This is a genomic window from Bacillus sp. S3 (assembly GCF_005154805.1).
Classification (GTDB): Bacteria; Bacillota; Bacilli; order Bacillales; family Cytobacillaceae; genus Neobacillus.
Genome location: NZ_CP039727.1, coordinates 1,488,405 through 1,507,908 on the forward strand (window position 1 = coordinate 1,488,405; position 19,504 = coordinate 1,507,908).

Annotated in this window: 20 protein-coding genes; 15 read left to right on the forward strand and 5 right to left on the reverse strand. The window is 38.8% G+C overall.

What is annotated here, in order from left to right:
• The first annotated feature begins 150 nt into the window (after nt 1–150).
• The 5 genes from FAY30_RS07080 (at nt 151) to FAY30_RS07100 (ending at nt 5,811) form a co-directional block, all read left to right on the forward strand.
• Nucleotides 151–498 carry a YlbF/YmcA family competence regulator gene (locus FAY30_RS07080; protein WP_149869205.1) on the forward strand — a complete coding sequence of 116 codons (348 nt, stop codon included), beginning with the start codon at nt 151–153 and terminating at the stop codon, nt 496–498.
• Nucleotides 499–625: 127 nt separating this feature from the next.
• Nucleotides 626–1,495, forward strand: a complete 870-nt coding sequence (locus tag FAY30_RS07085) for a Cof-type HAD-IIB family hydrolase (RefSeq protein ID WP_149869206.1) — start codon at nt 626–628, stop codon at nt 1,493–1,495.
• A 109-nt stretch (nt 1,496–1,604) separates the two neighbouring features.
• Nucleotides 1,605–3,116, forward strand: a complete 1,512-nt coding sequence (locus FAY30_RS07090; protein ID WP_149869207.1) for a coproporphyrinogen III oxidase — start codon at nt 1,605–1,607, stop codon at nt 3,114–3,116.
• Nucleotides 3,117–3,253: 137 nt separating this feature from the next.
• Nucleotides 3,254–4,876: a long-chain fatty acid--CoA ligase gene (locus FAY30_RS07095; RefSeq protein WP_149869208.1), complete on the forward strand. Its 1,623-nt coding sequence runs from the start codon at nt 3,254–3,256 to the stop codon at nt 4,874–4,876.
• A gap of 143 nt (nt 4,877–5,019) precedes the next feature.
• Nucleotides 5,020–5,811: an enoyl-CoA hydratase gene (locus FAY30_RS07100; protein WP_149869209.1), complete on the forward strand. Its 792-nt coding sequence runs from the start codon at nt 5,020–5,022 to the stop codon at nt 5,809–5,811.
• A 40-nt stretch (nt 5,812–5,851) separates the two neighbouring features.
• Here the strand turns inward: FAY30_RS07100 and FAY30_RS07105 are convergent, their stop codons facing one another.
• On the reverse strand, nt 5,852–6,037 hold the full coding sequence (locus tag FAY30_RS07105) for a YhzD family protein (protein WP_149869210.1): 186 nt from the start codon (nt 6,035–6,037) through the stop codon (nt 5,852–5,854).
• A gap of 121 nt (nt 6,038–6,158) precedes the next feature.
• On the opposite strand from FAY30_RS07105, the gene FAY30_RS07110 reads away from it, so the two are divergent.
• The 7 genes from FAY30_RS07110 to FAY30_RS07140 all read left to right on the forward strand — a co-directional run bounded on the left by FAY30_RS07110 (nt 6,159) and on the right by FAY30_RS07140 (nt 16,130).
• Nucleotides 6,159–7,058, forward strand: coding sequence for an ABC transporter ATP-binding protein (locus FAY30_RS07110; RefSeq protein ID WP_149869211.1), 900 nt, complete (start codon nt 6,159–6,161; stop codon nt 7,056–7,058).
• A complete protein-coding gene (locus FAY30_RS07115) occupies nt 7,051–8,304 on the forward strand; it encodes an ABC transporter permease (protein WP_149869212.1) in 1,254 nt (417 codons plus the stop codon). The genes FAY30_RS07110 and FAY30_RS07115 overlap by 8 nt, the downstream gene beginning before the upstream one ends.
• 684 nt (nt 8,305–8,988) lie before the next feature.
• On the forward strand, nt 8,989–10,425 hold the full coding sequence (ltrA, locus tag FAY30_RS07120) for a group II intron reverse transcriptase/maturase (RefSeq protein WP_149872629.1): 1,437 nt from the start codon (nt 8,989–8,991) through the stop codon (nt 10,423–10,425).
• A 167-nt stretch (nt 10,426–10,592) separates the two neighbouring features.
• Nucleotides 10,593–11,828 (forward strand): metallophosphoesterase family protein, encoded by a 1,236-nt coding sequence (locus tag FAY30_RS07125; protein ID WP_149869213.1) that lies wholly within the window; start codon nt 10,593–10,595, stop codon nt 11,826–11,828.
• Between the two features lies 1 nt (nt 11,829).
• Nucleotides 11,830–14,841: an ATP-binding protein gene (locus tag FAY30_RS07130; RefSeq protein WP_190284840.1), complete on the forward strand. Its 3,012-nt coding sequence runs from the start codon at nt 11,830–11,832 to the stop codon at nt 14,839–14,841.
• Between the two features lie 43 nt (nt 14,842–14,884).
• Complete coding sequence (yhaM, locus tag FAY30_RS07135; protein WP_149869215.1) at nt 14,885–15,829, forward strand: 3'-5' exoribonuclease YhaM; 945 nt, start codon at nt 14,885–14,887, stop codon at nt 15,827–15,829.
• Between the two features lie 112 nt (nt 15,830–15,941).
• Complete coding sequence (locus tag FAY30_RS07140; protein WP_149869216.1) at nt 15,942–16,130, forward strand: sporulation YhaL family protein; 189 nt, start codon at nt 15,942–15,944, stop codon at nt 16,128–16,130.
• Between the two features lie 57 nt (nt 16,131–16,187).
• Here FAY30_RS07140 and FAY30_RS07145 read toward each other — a convergent pair whose 3' ends face one another.
• On the reverse strand, nt 16,188–17,063 hold the full coding sequence (locus FAY30_RS07145; RefSeq protein ID WP_149869217.1) for a peptidylprolyl isomerase: 876 nt from the start codon (nt 17,061–17,063) through the stop codon (nt 16,188–16,190).
• A gap of 217 nt (nt 17,064–17,280) precedes the next feature.
• Between FAY30_RS07145 and FAY30_RS07150 the strand changes: the two genes are divergently transcribed.
• Both FAY30_RS07150 and FAY30_RS07155 read left to right on the forward strand, forming a co-directional pair.
• The gene (locus FAY30_RS07150) at nt 17,281–17,370 is read left to right on the forward strand and encodes a YjcZ family sporulation protein (protein ID WP_149869218.1); all 90 of its coding nucleotides are present in this window, start codon (nt 17,281–17,283) and stop codon (nt 17,368–17,370) included.
• A 35-nt stretch (nt 17,371–17,405) separates the two neighbouring features.
• Nucleotides 17,406–17,498 (forward strand): YjcZ family sporulation protein, encoded by a 93-nt coding sequence (locus tag FAY30_RS07155; RefSeq protein ID WP_149869219.1) that lies wholly within the window; start codon nt 17,406–17,408, stop codon nt 17,496–17,498.
• Between the two features lie 109 nt (nt 17,499–17,607).
• Here the strand turns inward: FAY30_RS07155 and FAY30_RS07160 are convergent, their stop codons facing one another.
• Nucleotides 17,608–17,787, reverse strand: coding sequence for a hypothetical protein (locus tag FAY30_RS07160; RefSeq protein ID WP_066084143.1), 180 nt, complete (start codon nt 17,785–17,787; stop codon nt 17,608–17,610).
• A gap of 216 nt (nt 17,788–18,003) precedes the next feature.
• On the opposite strand from FAY30_RS07160, the gene FAY30_RS07165 reads away from it, so the two are divergent.
• Nucleotides 18,004–18,342: a DUF1878 family protein gene (locus FAY30_RS07165; protein WP_149869220.1), complete on the forward strand. Its 339-nt coding sequence runs from the start codon at nt 18,004–18,006 to the stop codon at nt 18,340–18,342.
• Between the two features lie 7 nt (nt 18,343–18,349).
• On the opposite strand, the gene FAY30_RS07170 is transcribed toward FAY30_RS07165, so the two are convergent.
• Complete coding sequence (locus FAY30_RS07170; protein ID WP_190284841.1) at nt 18,350–18,931, reverse strand: HTH-type transcriptional regulator Hpr; 582 nt, start codon at nt 18,929–18,931, stop codon at nt 18,350–18,352.
• A gap of 156 nt (nt 18,932–19,087) precedes the next feature.
• Nucleotides 19,088–19,450 carry a YtxH domain-containing protein gene (locus FAY30_RS07175; protein WP_149869222.1) on the reverse strand — a complete coding sequence of 121 codons (363 nt, stop codon included), beginning with the start codon at nt 19,448–19,450 and terminating at the stop codon, nt 19,088–19,090.
• Between the last annotated feature and the right edge of the window lie 54 nt (nt 19,451–19,504).

Below are 19,504 nucleotides of genomic sequence, written 5' to 3' on the forward strand. Positions count from 1 at the left end.
AATCACTCCTCATTTACAAGTCAATGGGCATTCGTTGATATAGTAATGTATGTGAAAACAATGTTGATGGTGATTTGAACATTCTCGCAATTAAACGCATAGTTTGTTATAGTTGTGAAGAATTGTTAATTTCAAAAGGAGTGACCCATAATGGCAGTTAACTTATACGATTCCGCATATGCGTTAGAGACAGCAATCCGCCAAAGTCCGGAGTACACACAATTACAACAGGCATATAACCAGGTAAATGCAGACCCGCAGGCAAAGCAAATGTTTGACCAGTTTAGACAAATTCAAATGAACCTGCAGCAGAAACAAATGATGGGCCAGGATATTTCTGAACAAGAAATTCAACAGGCACAATCAACAGTTGGACTTGTCCAGCAAAATCCAAAAATTTCACATCTGATGGAAGCTGAACAGCGGATGAGCATGATCATCGGTGAATTAAACAAGATTATTATGAAACCATTAGAAGACCTATACGGAAATATGTAAGTATTACAGGAAATGCCTTCGGTTTGAACACCGAAGGCTTTTTCACTTTGCTTTACTGTTCTATAAACGAGTGAAAAGTCATAAAAGTGATAGTAGGGCAATTTCACCAAGAACAGGGGGCAACAACATGATTTATCGCTTGCTTGCGTTAAATATTGATGGAACGCTTCTCCAATCCAATGGAAAAATTCATAAATCAACAAAAGAAGCTATTGAGTATGTCCAGCAAAAAGGAATTTACGTAACGCTCGTCACATCTCGCAGCTTCCCTTCAGCTAAAAAAGTGGCTAAAGCGTTAAAAATAAAATCACCGCTCATCACCCATCAAGGGGCATATATTGCGGGTGCTGAGACAAAACCAATTTATGTAAAAAGAATTAATGAGGATATTACCTATGATACAGTCCGACTTTTAGAGACGTTACCATGCCAAATCCGCCTCGTCCATGAACAATTTTCATTAGCCAATAAGTTAAAGCTTCACAATCAGTTGCTGGCAAAAACAGTCTTCACTTCGGGTGATCCTGTTTTCTATTCACAACAATTTGTGTCTACATTGAGCGAATATTTACATGACCAGCCGGTAACTACCCCGAAAATTGAGGTATATTTTGAAGACCAACAAGATTTAAAGGATGCTAAAAATGCATTAGCTAACATGTTTACCGAGGTTGACGTCATTGAGCTTGATTCGTTACGGCTGGATATTGTTGCTGCAGGTGTCTCAAAACTAACAGGACTAACCTATCTGGGCAACCAGCTTGGCATTCGAAAGAGTGAAATGGTTTATATCGGTGATAGTTTGGACGATATCCCGCTCATTGAAGCCGCCGGTCTTGGTGTATCTATGTGGAATGCCGATTTCAAAGTAAAACGAGCGTCTGACTGGGTAACAAGGTCAAAAAATGAACATGGTGTTGCCTATATGGTCAAAGAGCATTTCCGCAAACAACAGCCAATTGAGTTTTTAAGAAAAATGAAAATTATTAAAAATTAACCTAAAAAGATATCATCCGCTTCCGCAGATGATATCTTTTTCAATGACAATAAAATCCACTGTATTGACCTTATTTTTGCGATTCTGTAAACTATAAAAAGGTGATCTAATGAAAATTTCGATAATAGGATTAGAGGATGAAAGATTTAACCGGCCGCTGCAGCTCATTGCCAATTTATTTTTTGAAGAGACAAAGATACTTATGGGTGATGCTGAAGACGCCGACCTCAAAATAAAATTTACTTTACAGGTTTATGAACATATCATTGTTTCTGCAGCATTACATGATATGAGCGGGAAAGTACTTACCTCTCGCTATCAAAAAGAAATGATACCAGTTGATTCCGAAAAGGAAAGATTCAAGCAAATAAAAAATGCCATGGCCCATGTCTATTTAACTGTGCTTCAGGATTTGACAGGCATTACGCAAAAATGGGGTATTTTGACAGGGATCAGACCAACCAAATTACTTCATCGGAAAGTGCGTGAAGGGATACCGTTACAGAAAGCGCATCAGCAATTAAAGGATGATTATTTAATCACCGACGAGAAGATTGAACTGATGCAGCAAATTGTTGACCGCCAGCTTGCTGTTGTTCCTGACCTGTACTCGCTTCAAAATGAAGTTAGTATCTATATTGGCATCCCATTTTGCCCGACAAAATGTGCCTATTGCACATTCCCTGCCTACGCCATTAACGGAAGGCAAGGCTCGGTCGATTCTTTCTTAGGCGGTCTTCACTATGAAATGAAGAAAATTGGTGCCTGGCTGAAAGAGAATGGAGTCCGGATTACAACCGTCTACTATGGCGGGGGCACCCCGACAAGCATTACAGCGGAAGAGATGGATATGCTTTATGAGGAAATGTACGCGTCGTTTCCGGATGTGAAACAGATCCGTGAAATTACGGTTGAGGCGGGCCGTCCGGATACAATTACACCTGAAAAATTAGACGTTTTAAACAAATGGGATATCGATCGGATTAGCATCAATCCGCAATCCTATACGCAGGAAACATTAAAGGCAATAGGCAGACATCATACTGTTACGGAAACGATTGACAAATACCATATGGCACGAAGTATGGGTATGAATAATATTAATATGGATCTAATTATTGGGTTACCGGGTGAGGGGATTTCTGAATTTACCCATTCCTTGGCTGAAACGGAAAAGCTGATGCCTGAATCCTTGACCGTTCATACCTTATCATTCAAGCGGGCATCAGAAATGACCAAAAATAAAGAGAAATATAAGGTCGCGGATCGCGAAGAGGTCGAAAAGATGATGGAGCTTGCCCAAAATTGGACGAAAGATCATGGCTATGTGCCTTATTATTTGTACAGACAAAAGAACATTCTCGGCAATCTTGAGAATGTCGGCTACTCCCGCCCAGAACAGGAAAGTATCTATAATATTATGATCATGGAGGAGCAGCAGACGATTATCGGACTTGGCTGCGGGGCAGCAAGTAAATTTATTGATCCCGTTTCCGGGAAGATTACTCACTTTGCCAACCCTAAGGATCCGAAATCCTATAATGATGGGTTTGAAGCCTACACCGATGAAAAAATAAAAATATTAAACGAACTATTCTCTAGTAAAGAATCTCCTGCTTAAAACGAGCAGGAGAATTTTTTCTTTCAGCAGTTCTTAATAAAGGATTATACCTTCTAAATGTCGAATAATTACAAGGATTGCCCCATATATTTCTACGGGCGATTAAAACGCTTTCACTTTTGGAGGGGATTTTCGTTATGATGCAAACACCTTTAACGATGACGCAAATGATTGAAAGAGCGGAAAAGTTTTTTCCTAAGAAACAGGTTGTATCAAGAACGGCAAGCGGCATCCACAGGTTTACCTACAAACAAATAGCCGAAAGAACGAGAAGGCTTGCTGATGGCCTGACAAAATTAGGGGTTACAAAAGGTGAGAGGGTCGGTACCCTAGCCTGGAATCATCACCGCCACCTGGAAGCCTATTTTGCAATACCGTGTATGGGAGCTGTTCTCCACACCATTAATATCCGTTTATCACCTCAGCATATATCCTACATTATTAATCACGCTGAAGATAAGGTTCTTCTTATTGACGCGGACATCCTGCCATTACTTGAAAGCTGTGCAGCCGAATTAAAAACCGTGAAAGCATTTATTATTATGACTGATGAAAAAGAATTGCCGGAAACAAAACTCTCTCCCGTCTATCATTATGAACATCTGTTAGAAGAAGCAAATCCAGAATTCAACTATCCGTCCAATCTTGATGAAAATGATCCTGCCGGTATGTGCTATACATCGGCGACAACAGGCAATCCAAAAGGAGTCGTCTACTCCCATAGAGGAATTTTCCTGCACAGTTTGGCTTTAGGTCTTGCTGACAGTGCGGCCATAAGTGAGAAAGATATTGCACTGACTGTTGTTCCAATGTTCCATGCAAATGCATGGGGAATGCCATTTGCGGGGGTCTGGTTTGGTACTACACTCGTTCTTCCAGGCCCGTATTTCACGCCAAAATTACTGGCGGAGTTAATTGAACAAGAAAAAGTCACGATTACAAGCGGTGTTCCGACGATCTGGCTCGGGTTACTTAAAGAACTAGAAGAAGGTAACTATGATTTAAGCAGTTTAAGGGGCATTTTATGCGGCGGGTCGGCTGCACCAAAAGGGATGATTAAAGCCTTTGAGCAAAAATATAAGGTGCCATTCATGCACGCCTATGGAATGACGGAAACAAGTCCGCTTGCGCTCTTCTCCACATTAAAAAGTTACCAAGAGGATTTGGATTATGAGGAAAGACTTAATTTGCGGGCCAAGCAAGGAACTCTTGTGCCTGGGCTGGAAATGAAAATCATTGGAAAGGATGGCGAAGTTGCCTGGGACGGCAAAGAAATGGGCGAATTATGCCTTCGGGGCCCATGGATTGCCTCTGAATATTATAAGGATGAGCGAACAAAAGATGCCTTCCATGATGGTTGGCTTTATACGGGGGACGTTGTCACGATTGATGAAGAAGGTTTCGTGAAAATTGTTGACCGAACAAAGGATATTATTAAAAGCGGCGGCGAATGGATTTCATCCGTTGATTTAGAAAATGCCTTAATGGCACATGAGGCAGTGTTCGAAGCGGCAGTTGTTGCCGTACCGCATGAAAGATGGCAGGAACGGCCGCTAGCCTGTGTCGTGTTAAAGGATGCTTATAAAGGAAAAATTACCAAGGAAGAATTATTAGCGTTTCTAACCCCGCAGTTTGCCAAGTGGTGGATTCCAGATGAAATCCTTTTCCTTAATGTAATCCCTAAAACATCTGTTGGTAAATTCCTGAAGATGGCCTTACGGGACCAAGTCCAAAAAGAAGTATCGCGAAAAAATGAATAAACAAAAGGCAAGGGATATCTCCCTTGCCTTTTGCGATGAATGTTAAAGAGGAAAGGAAGATTCAATATATTAAGAAAACTTATTTTTATTCCTCGCTTTTCCATATATAATGGAATTGAATGAAGAAAAAGGAGGGATTTACCATGTCGATGCATTTTGTAACAGATAAGGTAAATTTGCGGATTGATGGACGTGTGGCAACACTTGAAATGAACAGACCTGAAAGCTTAAATGCAATGGATACAGAAGTTATTAAGGGGCTTGTTTACCAGCTTAAAGAAATTAGCGATTCAGATGATATTGACATTGTGGTGATAACAGGTAAAGGCAAGGCCTTTTCAGCTGGCGGTGATATTAAAACCATGCTTTCCAACATGAATGAAAACGATTTCTTCCCTGTTATGGATTGTATAAGTGAATTAATTATAACTCTTTACAGCATGCCTAAGCTAACCATTAGTGCTGTTACAGGTGCTGCAGCAGGTTTGGGATTTAGTTTAGCATTGGCAACAGACTATATTATCGCAGACAAATCAAGCAAACTGGCAATGAATTTTATTGGAATTGGTCTGATCCCTGACGGCGGCGCCCACTTTTTTTTAGAAAAGAGATTGGGTGAAACGAAGGCAAAGCAGGTGATCTGGGATGGGAAAATGCTAAGTGCCGACGAGGCGTTTAACATTGGGCTGATTCAAGAGGTTGCGGCTGGTGAACTTCAGGAGGCATTGGATTCAAGAGTTTCCGATTGGTTAAGCCGCCCGGTTCAGGCGATGATTAAAACAAAAAAAATTATGGCCGAGAAGAATCGGCCGCAATTATTGAAAATATTAGAATTAGAAAAACATGGCCAGCAAAAAATGCGTGAAACGATTGATCATCAAGAAGGAATCAAAGCCTTTATTGAAAAAAGGAAACCGAGGTTTATCGGAAAATAATAGTGAGGCGCATGAAAAATTGTTCATGCGCCTTCTTCTATCATGAATGGAAAAGCAAGAGCTTGCCGCTCGGTGATGTGCAGCGATGCGTTTTTCCTAGTAAATCTTTCTCCAATAATAACTGTTCCCCATGTCTCTTCGCTACCTCGTCATTTTCAGCTTGAAAGCTTTCGTCTAATAGCTTTTCACCGTTTGCTTCAAATGCTGTTAATTTATACATCTTCATTATAAAAACCCCTTTTAAAAATAATATACTTCCATTTTTGCATAATTCCCAAAATAGCGCAAAAAGGAAAATGAAACCATCTTATGCTATATTCGTATTAAGGAAGGAAAGGAGTGAGGTAATGGTTTTAAAACTTGAACATGTTACTAAACGGTTTGGGCAATTTACGGCCGTTGACGATTTATCCTTAACGATTCCGGAAAAAGAAATGTTTGGTTTCCTAGGAGCAAACGGTGCAGGGAAAACAACTACGTTCCGGATGATATTAGGTTTGCTCGACAGCACGGCCGGGAGAATCACATGGGATGATCGACCGATCGATTATTCGACTAGCAAACTGGTTGGCTATCTGCCGGAGGAAAGAGGTTTATACCCTAAGCTGAAAGTCCGTGACCAAATCGTCTATTTAGCGAGATTAAGAGGAATGCAGAAGAGTGAGGCCATAACCGAGCTTAAAAAGTGGCTGGAACGATTTAAAATTCCCGAGTACGAGAATAAAAGGGTAGAGGAACTATCAAAGGGGAATCAGCAGAAAATCCAATTCATTGCGGCTGTTGTACATAATCCGAAATTAATTATTCTTGATGAGCCATTTAGCGGACTTGATCCGGTAAATGTTGAAATGTTAAAAGAAGCTGTTTTAAGTCTAAAACAAAATGGGGCAACCATCGTATTTTCAAGCCACCAAATGCATCATGCCGAAGAAATGTGCGAGCATCTTTGCATCATGCAAAAAGGAAAACCGGTAGTTCAAGGTTCTTTAAAGGAAATTAAACGTGAGTTTGGCAAAAAGAATTTGATGATCCATGCTGATTTTCCTTTAGAATCATTGGCTCATTTTCCTGGGGTGGTTAAAGCAACCAAGACGATGGAAGGAATTCTTTTACAGATTAAGGGGGAGCAAGTGTCAGATAGTATCTTAAAAGAGATTGTTGGCAAAGGGTTCATCCGAAAATTTGCACTTGAAGAACCGTCTTTAAATGACATTTTTATCGAGAAAGTAGGTAATTCATATGAATAATTTTTGGATTATCCTTTTTCATACCTATTTAAACAAACTAAAAAGTAAATCGTTCATCGTCACCACGATTATGACGGTGATCATCGTATTAGCCCTGACAAATATCAATAATATCATTAATCTTTTTGATAAGAATGGTGGAAAAGACAATGTGGCCGTATTGGATGAAACTGGGGAACTTTACGCCCCATTTAAACAACAACTTAAAACAATTAACAAAGATATAAACTTAACGCTTTATAAAGGCAGTAAAGAGGAAGCGGTAAAGGAAGTAGAAAAGGGAGACGTAAATGGAGTTATACTGTTACGGGTAAATGATGAAAAACTTCCTGAAGCGACCTATAAAGCCATGAGTATTGCGGATTCTGCCCTATTTACTGACCTTCAGACAGCTATGCAGCAGGTAAAGACGATGCTTGCGGCCTCACAGATTAATTTGGCTCCGGCGCAGCTGCAGAAGCTCTATGAACCGGTATCCTTTGAGAAAGTTGCACTTGAGAGAAATGCCAAAACGGAAGAAGAGCTTAATCAGGCCCGGGGTCTCGTTTACGTTCTGTTGTTCATCATTTATTTTGCCGTGATTATGTATGCCAACATGATTGCGATGGAAGTAGCGACGGAAAAGTCCTCAAGGGTCATGGAGATATTAATTTCCAGTGTCTCGCCAATTAAGCAAATGTTTGCAAAAATTTTAGGGATTGGCCTATTAAGTCTTACGCAATTAGCAGCATTTTTAATTGTAGGTTATTATTCATTAACAAAAAATATGGAATCGTTAAAAGAAGGCTTTTTTGGTGTATATGGGTTTGGCGAGATTCCTGTCGGGACCATCATCTATGCGGTTATCTTCTTTATTCTCGGCTATTTTCTATATGCCACTCTTGCGGCCTTTTTGGGCTCACTTGTCAGCCGGATTGAAGATGTCCAGCAGATGATTACACCGATGACGTTGCTCGTAGTGGCAGGATTTATGATTGCCATGTTTGGCCTTGGAAAACCTGATGCCTCGTTCATTACAGCGACGTCCTATATTCCTTTCTTCACACCGATGATTATGTTTTTACGTGTTGGGATGCTGACAATCCCGGCTTGGGAGGCATTAGTAGGAATCGCCATTCTTATCGCAACGATCATAGTGTTAGCAATATTTGGGGCCAGAGTATATCGAGGCGGCGTCTTAATGTATGGAAAGTCTAATTCCTATAAAGATATTAAAAGGGCAATACAATTAACAAAGAATGAATAGTGTTTAAAAGCTTTACCATATTGGTAGAGCTTTTCATTGTGCGACGGGCAGTCGTACCTTGTGCAGATTACTTGCACTGAATGAGTTGTTAAAGGTTGGAGTACGTTATCTCGGTAAACACGACTCCCGAATTCCAGAAGACTCATTCTCTCGAAGGTGGAAGTCCTTCCATTAGAGTGCTGATACAACTAGTGAAGACTAATCTAGGGCATCACCGTGAGGTGGTGTCTGAAGGAGATGCGGACAATCGAGAGACCCGTAGTCGGATAAGCAGACCCAAATGCAAAAGTGTGAAGCACGGCGGCGGGGTAAGTTGGCGACCATGCGATTATAATGGGAAGCCCGCTACAAACAGTAATGGTTTCTGTTCAATGAATCAGCCGGGCAGAAACAGCTTACCAAGTGATGGTGCTGGGTATGTTTAAAAGGAAGGTACGATGACCCCGTGAGGTCTCCATTCTTACCGAAAGGACATTCATCTATAAGGTTAATCTGAAATGATGGCTGTGGATGGAGAAGTCAGACGTTCTCATAGTACGGAAGTAGTGTATGGACCAAACCATACATGAACGGAAGGGGAACGACCTTGTGGCTCCACATCTTTAAAGGTGTGTAATGCTAACAGAAAACGATACTTCGGTATAAACGAGCTGAATGTACACAATGAAGGGTGCGGAATATGCAATGAATCAAGCGTTAAAATTCAAATGGCATAGTATTTACGGACAAATTCTTTTCGACAGAAAACTAAAAGCTGCTTGGGAAAAAGTAGAAGCCAATAAAGGGTCTGGTGGTATTGATGGCGAAACGATTGACAGTTATAGATACCGTCTAGAAGAAAATTTAGATTCGCTTTTACAAAAGTTAAGAAAGAAAGAATACAAACCTTCCCCAGTAAGAAGGCACTACATTCCCAAGAAAAATGGCAAAAAGAGACCTCTAGGCATACCAAATATAGAAGACCGAATTGTCCAACAGGCTTTGGTAAACGTTCTTCAGCCGAAATTTGAAAAGGGTATTTTCCACAAATGGTCATGTGGGTACAGACCTAATGTAGGACCAGAGCGTGTTCTACAAATAATCCTTGCAAATATCGAACAAGGTTACAATTACATCTTCGATGCAGACATTAAAGGATTTTTCGATAATATTCCACACAAAAATCTAATAAAAGTCTTAAACAAATACATTGCAGATGGAACTGTGTTAGATATGATATGGCTGTGGTTAAAGGCGGGATATATGGAAGAAGGAAAATATCATTTAACTGATTCTGGGACTCCGCAAGGAGGAGTCATCTCGCCACTACTTGCGAACGTTTATCTAAATGAACTTGACTGGACTTGGGCAGAACATAAATTTCGATTTGTAAGATTCGCTGACGACTTCTTGATATTTGCTAAATCAGAAGAAGATATTAAAAAGGCGGCTGAGATTACGGAAGATAAATTAGCCGAACTCGGTCTGGAGCTTGCATCGGAGAAAACAAAGATTGTAAATTTTGATGACGATGACTTCGACTTTATGGGATTTACGTTTGAACACTGGAGAAAACGTAAAAAGGATGGTAAGCCATACTATATCGCCAAACCAAAAGAAGCTACTTGGAAGGATTTTCGACAGAAAATCAAAGATAAAACCAGGAAAACTCTAACCCTAAGCAAGGAAAAATGGATTGACCAAGTAAATCCTGTAATACGAGGTAAGGTTAACTATTTTCTAACCATATATAAAGCGATTAAAGCGAATGAAGAACATGGATTTGCAAGTTCATGTTTCTTTAAAGCATTCGGGAAAGAGTTACAAGCGATAGATGGCTATATTCGGCAAAGACTAAGAGTATCCATGATACATGCCCATCCAAGCCAAAGAAAAGGTCATGCCATGAAAACGAAGTGGAATAATAAATTCTTTGCGATGATAGGTCTCATCCCTTCATATTGGTATTATTATCATAAAATATACGGTTTTTCCTTAGAAAGCTACATTCTTCGAATGAAAGAGAAGCAACAAGAGAAACAGGAGAAAAGAGTTCTTAAAGCAAAAGAACAAGGTCAAGAGTATTATACTCCCGACCTTGTTCGTAAAATGAAATATGCACAAAGATTAGCAACGTACTGATTCTGTAACACATTGGTAAGCCGTATGCCTTAATAGGGCACGTACGGTTTGATGAGGGGGTAGCCTCGAAAGAGGTTACCCTACTCTATTTTTTTTTTTTAGAACAGAACGTGCATTCGCTTTTTGGAAATGCTACAATAAAGAAAAGACGTTGAGAGGATTTTGTTATGAAAAAGATATCGTTTATTCATGCAGCGGATCTTCATTTGGACAGCCCGATGATTGGATTAAAGCATTTACCGGCAAATATCTTTTCTAGGGTAAAGGAGAGTACCTTTACAGCATTAAAAAAACTTACCGCAGAAGCAATCGAGCGGCAGGTTGATTTTTTGATTTTAGCGGGTGATTTATTTGATGGAGAAGATCGCAGTTTACGGGCACAATCGCGCTTTCGGACGGAAATGCTTAAGCTAGCTGAAGCGGACATTCCTGTTTATGTAGTTCATGGAAACCACGACCACTTAAATGGGTCGTGGGTGCATCTTGACATGCCTGCGAATGTTCATGTGTTTCATAGTGAGGTTGAAACAAAAGTGCTGCAGACGAAGAGTGGTGAATGGGTGCATCTTTATGGCTTTAGTTACGCCACCAGGCATATATTTGACAGAAAAATAGATGATTACATAAGGGTAGATGGGGCAGATTTTCATATTGGCATCCTTCATGGCAATGAAAGTACAGGCATTGACCACGATAACTACGCCCCATTTTCAGTCAAGGACTTACACGCAAAAGACTTTGATTATTGGGCTCTGGGACATATCCATAAACGGGCCGTTTTGTCTGAAAATCCCCCGATTATTTATCCGGGTAATATCCAAGGGAGAAATAAAAAGGAAACCGGCAGTAAAGGGTTTTATCATATTACCTTGTCAGAGATTGATGCAAAATTAGATTTTATCGAATCGTCCGATATCGTCTGGGAGGAACTTGTGATTAATGCTGAATCAGCAAGCAGCTTTCATGATGTACTTCGTTTATGTCAAACAGCCATCAGCCAAGTGCGCAAAATACAAACAGGCACCCTGTTAAAGCTTAGTTTAAAAAACATTCAATTAGCCGATGAACGTGAAACAAGAAGCTTACATGATGACCTTATGGAGCTTCTTAGAGAAGATGAAAAGGATGAGGTGTCCTTTGTTTGGATTGTTGAGTTAAACATCACCGAAAGTTTCCCCATTGATAAAGAACAATTAAAAACAGAAGCTAACTTTTATGCAGAGCTATTTGAAACAATAGAGCAATATGACAATGTCGAACATGCTTTAGCCCCATTGTATGAACATTCCTTGGGAAGAAGGCATTTGTCTCAATTATCAGACGCTGAAGAAAAAGAACTGCTGGAAAAGGCAGAGAAACTGCTGATCGAATTACTTTATCAACCTGTGGAAAGAGGTAGATGAGTTGAAAATAATTGGAATTCACATATATGGCTTTGGACAATTAGAGAATCTTAAAATTGCGAACTTGGAGGATTTTCAAGTTTTTTACGGCGAAAATGAAGCTGGTAAGTCAACGATAATGGCTTTTATTCATGGAATCTTGTTTGGTTTTCCTACTAAACAACAAACAGAGCTTCGTTATGAGCCAAAGCATAGCAGCAAATACGGCGGAAACATGAGGATTTATCATGAAGATTACGGATACGCCGTTATTGAACGAATCAAAGGAAAAGCAGCCGGCGATCTGAAGGTAGTATTGGATACAGGAGAAATTGGCGGCGAAGAACTGTTAAGAGAACTGACAGCGAATTTCGATAAAAGTTTATTCCAAGCAATTTTTTCTTTTAATTTGCATGGGCTGCAAAACATTCAGCAAATGAAAGGGGAAGAAATCGGCAAGTTCTTATTCTCTGCCGGAACATTAGGTACAGAACAGTTAGCGAAAGCCGAAACTGTCCTGCAGAAAGAGCTGGAAGCCCGCTTTAAGCCGTCCGGAAAGAAACCGTTATTAAATGAAAGATTACAGGAACTTCATGAAATCAATGGAGATTTGAAAAAAGCAGCTGCAAAGAATAAGGAATATGAAAACTTGGTTTCTAAGAAAGACTTGCTTCAACAGGAAATGGCCGAATTAACAAATTCACTTCAGGATATTGGCGAAAAGGTAGAGAAATTGACTGAATGGAAGAGAATCGAGCCGCTTGTCAAAGAAGAAAAGTGGATTAAAAAGGAGCTTAAAGAGCTGGGGGAAATTGTATTCCCAGCACGCGGGCTTGAAAGAATGGAACATTTAAATCAATTAATCCATCCTAAGAAAGCAGAAATGATCAGTATAAGCGAGAGAATAGAAAATTTAAAAAAGGAATTAGCGGAGATTGAGCCAGAGCATTCGATTCTTGAAAATGAGTCTGCTATTTTAGGATTGCTTGATCAAGTTCCGATTATGGAGCAATTATTGATAGAAAAACAGCAATGTGAGACAAAACTTGCGGAGTATGAAGAAAAACTTGCGAGTACAAGAGAAAAGCTTCATTTACCCTTACAAGAAGAAGAAATCATTGCAATCAACACAAATATTTATATGAAAAATCAAGTTGAAGCTGCTTCTAGAAAAAGACAAAAACTCGAAGAAATAAAAGAAGAGTTAGAGGACCGCTACCTGGAAGAAAAAAATACGCTTGAGGAAATAGAAAAAGAGGTCCGATTTGCTGAAAGACAGGTTCTGCCTAAACAAGAAAGGGAGAAGCTTGAGAAACAGATAAGTGATTCAAATGATAAACAAAGCCTTGAATGGGAATTGAGGTCCTTACAGGAAAAACAAGAATTCCTTCAGCAGGCACAGGAACGGGACAAAGCATCATATGAACGTATGCAAAAGCAGAGGAAGCTGCAATTTTTTCTATTTGGATGTTTATTATTAGGACTGATTGTGTATGGGGGGGTCACAAAGCAGTGGGGACTTCTATTTCTTGGAGTGTTAGGCTTTTTTGCCATGGTTGTTTTGAAAACAAAGAGTTCCAAAGTAGATAAAGAAGCAGACATGAAGAAAGAGATTAATGGGTTAAGAGAAAAGGAAAAGGAGTTAAAGGAAAAACTTCAATCCGCAGAATATATTGAAATCACATGGCTAAAGAACCAATTACTGCAGGATAATCATCGGCTTGAAGAGCTGCAGATGCATAAAACCAAACTAAAACATCAGCAATCCCAATACGAAAAGATTTTGAATAAATTTGAACAATGGGAAGCAGACGCGGTTCAAAATAAAGAAAAGCTGATATCCATCAGCAGAGAATTAAAGATTCCCGAATATATCGCTGCTTCTTTTTTACAAGAAGCTTTCGAATTAATAGAGCAATATAAAGCGATCTGCAGAGAAAAAAATCAAACCCTTTTAAGACTAGAGCAAATAAATCAGCGGCAGTCAAAAATAGTTGAAGGGATAAACTCGTATGAGGATGCCTTTTTGCAAGAAAAAGGCTTAGATATGCATAATTCAGCTTATCTACTTAGAAACAAGCTGAAGGAAGAGCATGAAAAGCAGATAAAAAGTCAGGAAAGATTAAGGAAGCTTACCGAACTAATAGCTGATTTAAACCAAAAATCTCAAGAAGTGGAGCTAATACAAACTGAAAGAAATAAGCTGTTTTCTGCTGCAAAGGCTGACTCCGAACTTCAATTCTATGAACTTGGGGGCAAGACAGAAAAACATGATAAACTTTTAGAAAGGTTTAATCAGCTTGAGATCCAGCTTCAATACTCACTCCTCCCTGTCCATGATAGGGAAACCTATTTAGCGGTTCATAATCCGGATGAAGCAGTCGCCAATTACAATTCAGAAGCACAGCATGTACAAGCTAAATTGAAAAAGCTTCAAGAGGAACATGCCGCGATAAAGTACGAAATACAACTACTTGAGGATGGAGGGGTGTATTCAGATATTCTCCACCGCTACAAGCAGAAAAAATTTGAAATGGAAGAAATAGCGAAAGAGTGGTCAGTCTATAGCTTATCGCAAGCCATTTTGGCACAAACGATAGAGAAATATAAAAACGTTCATCTTCCGAGGATGCTTTCAAAAGCGGAGGAATATATGTCATGGCTAACGGATGGAAGGTATACGAGGATTCACCTGCAAAAAGAAGGTTCTGGCTTTCTTGTTGAGCGGGAAGATCATACTTTATTTGCGGCAAATGAGCTAAGCCAAGCAACGATGGAACAATTGTATGTCTCTATCAGGCTTGCACTGACAACAACGCTATATGAAAAATATCAGTTTCCTATTATCATTGATGACAGCTTTGTCAATTTTGATGCAAAACGCACACAAAAAGTGGTTGAACTTCTAAAAAGGCTGGAACGTAATCAAATCTTATTTTTTACATGTCACTCACACCTGCTTCACCAATTCCGGAGGGAAAATATTCTATCATTAGCAAAAGGTACTGTTGTAAATTATTTAATAGAGAAATAGTGGTATATGGTATACTCACACTATGGGAAGGAGCGTGTAAAGGATGGGAAAAGGTATATTAGATTATGAGGTTGGAGAACAGGTTGAATTATTTCTTTTAATCAAAAGCTCCACAAAAGGGATTGCGAGTAATGGCAAGCCGTTTCTAACTTTAATTCTGCAAGATCAAAGCGGGGACATTGAGGCAAAACTTTGGGATGCAGGTGAAGAGGATGAAAAGAATTACGCAGCCCAAAATATTGTGAAAATTCTCGGAGATGTCCAAAATTATCGCGGCAAGAGTCAGCTGAAAATTCGCCAAATTCGTCGAACAAGCCCTGCTGATGGGGTGAAGCTAGATGATTTTCTTGAGACAGCTCCACTTAGTCAGGAAGAAATGGTCAGCAAGCTGACACAATATATTTTCGAAATGAAAAATCCTAATATCCAAAGAATAACCCGGCATTTAATTAAGAAACACCAAAAATCCTTTTTGGAATATCCTGCGGCCACTAAAAATCATCATGAATTTGTTTCCGGGCTTGCCTATCACGTTGTCAGCATGCTAGACCTGGCCAGAGCAATTGCTTCGTTGTATCCAAGTCTTGATAGGGATCTATTGTATGCAGGAGTTATTTTACATGATATGGGGAAGGTACTGGAATTGTCTGGGCCTGTATCAACGGTTTATACCATTGAAGGGAATTTGCTCGGGCACATAACGATTATGGTTAGCGAAATTGGCAAAGCGGCTGAAGAACTTGGGATATCTGGGGAAGAGGTATTAATTTTGCAACACCTTGTCCTGAGTCATCATGGAAAAGCAGAATGGGGCAGCCCGAAACCGCCAATGATTAAGGAAGCGGAAATTCTTCATTATATAGATAATCTTGATGCAAAAATGAATATGCTGGATCGTGCTTTAGAACGAGTAAAGCCAGGTGAATTTACAGAGAGAATTTTTGCCCTTGATAACCGTTCATTTTATAAGCCAGCGTTTCATAAGTAAATTAAAATAACCCATAAAGGGTTATTTTTTTTGAGAAGAAATGAATATTTCTCGGAATACCGAATAAGTTGTAATAAAAAGTGGACAACCACTAAGAGGGGAGCAATATATTTTGACGATACCTATTTGGATTTATGCAGTTGTGGTTGGAATTGTAATCAGTGCTATAATGGCAATTAAAACGGGCAGAGAAGAACGGGAGGTAGAAAGGGAAAACATTGAGCTAGAAGGAGAAATTTATATTAAACGTCTAGAGCGAGAAAAGGAAATGCGGGAAGAACTTAGGGCTACAGGGGAATAGGCGCTTCAGCTGGACAATAGAAAAAGCGGAAACGCCCTAGGCGCTTCCGCTTTATTATTATTGTTGTGCAGCTGGTGTTTCCGGATTAAGTGCGTCTTTTAAATCCTTATCGCTTACTTTTACGTTCGCTGCTTTAAGTTCACGCTGCATTGCTTTATTAATGTCTTCACTTGTTAATTTAGATGATTTTAATTGGTATTCCATTTCTTTCTTCATTTCATCGTAAGACTTCTTCTCTTTTTTCTCTGTTACTTGGATAATATGATAACCGAATTGTGTTTTTACCGGAGCACTAATTTCATTCGCTTTAAGGGCAAAAGCTGCTTTAGTAAAGTCAGGATCATATTGACCTTTGTTGGTATTATTAATCGTACCTAATTCGCCGCCATTTTGGGCTGACGCAGTATCTGTTGAGTATTCCTTCGCAACTTCATCAAATTTTGCACCGCTATCAAGCTTTTTCTTTACTTCATTAGCAGTAGCTTCATCTTTAACAAGGATATGGCGAGCTTTAATATCCGGCTGATAGCTATCGTAATATTCCTTTATTTCCTTTTCAGATACTTTTACGTCTTTCAGAGCTGCCTTTTCTTGCATCATGCCAAGCTTCATCGTTTTCTTTAAATCGTTTTCACTTTTATAGCCATACTGTGCAAGAGTAGCCTCAAAATTTGAGCCAAGATCTGATTTTAATTGATCGATTTTCTCATTTAATTCTTTATCAGAGATTTTGTAATTCTTAGAAAGAACTTTTTCATATACAAGCTGTTGCAGGGCTTGATCTCCGACTTTTTCTTTCATTGAGTTGTAAAGCTCTTCTTGTGTAATATTTCCTGCCTTACTTTCAACCACCGTATCAGAACCACTTTGATTACAAGCGCCTAATGTAAGAACCCCGCCAGCTATGGTGAGGGCTAAAATCCATCTTTTCATGCTGAATCTCTCCTAAACAGTAAATTCGTATGGCATTTTGTCCACATTCTTTACTATAACATAAATGGGAACTACTGCAAAAATAAAAGATGTGAGGTTTTATTGAAAATTACATAAACGAGTTTAGGACTTTTCCAAAAAAAATAAGCTAAGTGCCTAAACGAAATGAATCCATGTTGAATAGTATATCTTAGCAAATGAAAAAGGAGGTATTTCGATGAGTGCTGGAGGATATGGAGCTGGTTTTGCTCTTATTGTAGTCCTTTTCATCTTATTGATTATTGTTGGGGCTTCTTGGGTTTACTAAAATGAAAAAATTATCATGAGAGGAGGTAAGGATACATGTCTGGTGGAGCAGCTTACGGTGGAGGATTTGCGTTAATTGTAGTCCTTTTCATCCTATTAATTATCATTGGGGCTTCTTGGGTTTATTAAGAAAAAAATGAAAAACTAAAAGCGATGAGACCTTTCCTCATCGCTTCGATTTTTTGTTGGAGTGTTTTCAACACAAATTCAAATCCGCCGTCTTATTTTTACCGTTAGATTATGTATATAAAATTTCCAAATAAGATGAGATCAGTAAAATGGTAATAAGAACATTTATCGTGCGGAACACCTTATGCTGGTTTTCCTCTGGGATTTCTTTTTGGATACAAAGAGAATTTGTCAGTTTATTTACATAAAACAAGATAAAAATAGCGAAGACAATAAAAACGGAGATCATCAATGATTCCCTCCCTGTTGTTCATATTATGCTTTATACAATACCAAAAATTACACAAAAAAGATAGTCATAAAGAATGGAAGAATGTTAGACTTTATTCTACGGTAAAAAAACTCTATCCGCTGTTGAAACATTACAAAAAAGGTTTACCCCACTCCTTGAAAGGTGAATAATAAGCATGAGAAATGAAACGGCTCGAGTAGGAGGGCGAATAGTATGAATGAACTTGAAATATTGATGAATAGAATAAATCTCCTTGAATATCACCAAAAGTTGTTGGTAAAGCTGCTGCACAATCCTAAACTAGAGTTTTATAAACTCATCATCGAGAAGGGAATGACTGAGCAGGAAATTAATTCATTTTATTATTTATGTGACGAATTGAGCAAGAAATTAGCAGAACAAAAAGCGGAAGGATATGTTTACTTTCATCCGCTTTTTGATAAACTTTCAGCCTCTTTACCAGCAAATCTGAAGATTGAAGAGGTAATAAAAGCATGCTTACTCCAAAATTTATACGAGCCGCTTTTTCAAGAACTCGAAAAATGTCTATGATGGAGATCTAGGCTAGCTCCTGTTCCTTATCTTTCGCCTTTTTCAGTGTCCCATTTTCCTCAACGAATTGACTTTCGATATTATGGAAGGAACGCTCAAAAATTTCCATAAAATCTTCTCCGTAAATATTGCGGACAATCGCCATCATTTCAATAATATCGGGAAATTTCCCGTATAATTCCCGTAATGGCAAAGCTCCAGAGAAAGCGGCATTTCCATTTGGTTCATATGATTCCATGGATTGTAGTAAAATCTCTTCACCTTTATCGGTGAGTTGAATATACGTGTTACGTTTGTCATTTTCCTTTTTTGAAAATTTTAGCAGCCCGCGTTCTTCTAACTTTTTTGAAAAGTTAAAGGCTGTTGAGACATGCATAACCCCAAATTTGGCGACATCCGAGATAGAAGCCCCGTTCAAATGATAGGCGATCCAAAGAATATGATGTTCATTAATATTTAAATCATATGGCTTGATCCATTGCTGCCAATCTTTTTCAATCGACTTCCATAACGCTTTACTTAATTGCGTAATCCTTTGACTAAAAATCATTGCTTCTTTCATTGAATATTGTTTCTCAGTCATCCCCATTTTCACCTACTTTTATATTTCTCTATTATCATTATGCCAATAAAATAAAAATTAATAAAGATATAAATTCACAAAATTTTTAGAAATTATGAAATTTTTATATTGAATTTGTAAATTTTTCATGAAAATGCCTTAGCAGCTTGATAAAAGTAAACACTATTTACCATATTCTGAAATATCTGCTTCTAACTCTTGAACTGTTTCTCTCATTTCAACAAGTTCTTTTTGGATTTCTTGTTGTTGGGCGCGGATATCCTTTTCCCAATGGGCAAGAGAGGATTTAACTTCAAAAAGGAACTTTGAAATTTGTGTTTTTCCTTCCTTTGTCGCGTTGGTTGCGGAATCCTTTAATTGTATTAAGTTCGTCTTAAGTTCCTGTATTTGATCAATTGCTGCCTGTTTATTTTCTTTCAATCTAACTCTTGTTACTTTTCCTGTATTTGGAACTGAGAGCAGCGTACTAATACCTGCAGCAAGTCCCCCTGCTAAAAATCCGTATAAAAAAGGTTTCATCTTCATTTTCTTAGTTTCCTCCACATAATGGTGAATGTTCCAAAAAAACAATTTTAAAAG

Excerpts from the sequence above, each read along its gene's own strand:
- FAY30_RS07175 (WP_149869222.1), bottom strand. The coding sequence starts at position 19,450 with ATGAAGATGAAACCTTTTTTATACGGATTTTTAGCAGGGGGACTTGCT.
- FAY30_RS07170 (WP_190284841.1), bottom strand. The coding sequence starts at position 18,931 with ATGGGGATGACTGAGAAACAATATTCAATGAAAGAAGCAATGATTTTT.
- FAY30_RS07150 (WP_149869218.1), top strand. The coding sequence starts at position 17,281 with ATGAGTGCTGGAGGATATGGAGCTGGTTTTGCTCTTATTGTAGTCCTT.
- yhaM (WP_149869215.1), top strand. The coding sequence starts at position 14,885 with ATGGGAAAAGGTATATTAGATTATGAGGTTGGAGAACAGGTTGAATTA.
- FAY30_RS07085 (WP_149869206.1), top strand. The coding sequence starts at position 626 with ATGATTTATCGCTTGCTTGCGTTAAATATTGATGGAACGCTTCTCCAA.
- FAY30_RS07100 (WP_149869209.1), top strand. The coding sequence starts at position 5,020 with ATGTCGATGCATTTTGTAACAGATAAGGTAAATTTGCGGATTGATGGA.
- FAY30_RS07080 (WP_149869205.1), top strand. The coding sequence starts at position 151 with ATGGCAGTTAACTTATACGATTCCGCATATGCGTTAGAGACAGCAATC.
- FAY30_RS07160 (WP_066084143.1), bottom strand. The coding sequence starts at position 17,787 with ATGATCTCCGTTTTTATTGTCTTCGCTATTTTTATCTTGTTTTATGTA.
- FAY30_RS07125 (WP_149869213.1), top strand. The coding sequence starts at position 10,593 with ATGAAAAAGATATCGTTTATTCATGCAGCGGATCTTCATTTGGACAGC.
- FAY30_RS07090 (WP_149869207.1), top strand. The coding sequence starts at position 1,605 with ATGAAAATTTCGATAATAGGATTAGAGGATGAAAGATTTAACCGGCCG.
- FAY30_RS07115 (WP_149869212.1), top strand. The coding sequence starts at position 7,051 with ATGAATAATTTTTGGATTATCCTTTTTCATACCTATTTAAACAAACTA.
- FAY30_RS07105 (WP_149869210.1), bottom strand. The coding sequence starts at position 6,037 with ATGAAGATGTATAAATTAACAGCATTTGAAGCAAACGGTGAAAAGCTA.
- FAY30_RS07095 (WP_149869208.1), top strand. The coding sequence starts at position 3,254 with ATGATGCAAACACCTTTAACGATGACGCAAATGATTGAAAGAGCGGAA.
- FAY30_RS07155 (WP_149869219.1), top strand. The coding sequence starts at position 17,406 with ATGTCTGGTGGAGCAGCTTACGGTGGAGGATTTGCGTTAATTGTAGTC.
- ltrA (WP_149872629.1), top strand. The coding sequence starts at position 8,989 with ATGAATCAAGCGTTAAAATTCAAATGGCATAGTATTTACGGACAAATT.
- FAY30_RS07145 (WP_149869217.1), bottom strand. The coding sequence starts at position 17,063 with ATGAAAAGATGGATTTTAGCCCTCACCATAGCTGGCGGGGTTCTTACA.
- FAY30_RS07165 (WP_149869220.1), top strand. The coding sequence starts at position 18,004 with ATGAATGAACTTGAAATATTGATGAATAGAATAAATCTCCTTGAATAT.
- FAY30_RS07110 (WP_149869211.1), top strand. The coding sequence starts at position 6,159 with ATGGTTTTAAAACTTGAACATGTTACTAAACGGTTTGGGCAATTTACG.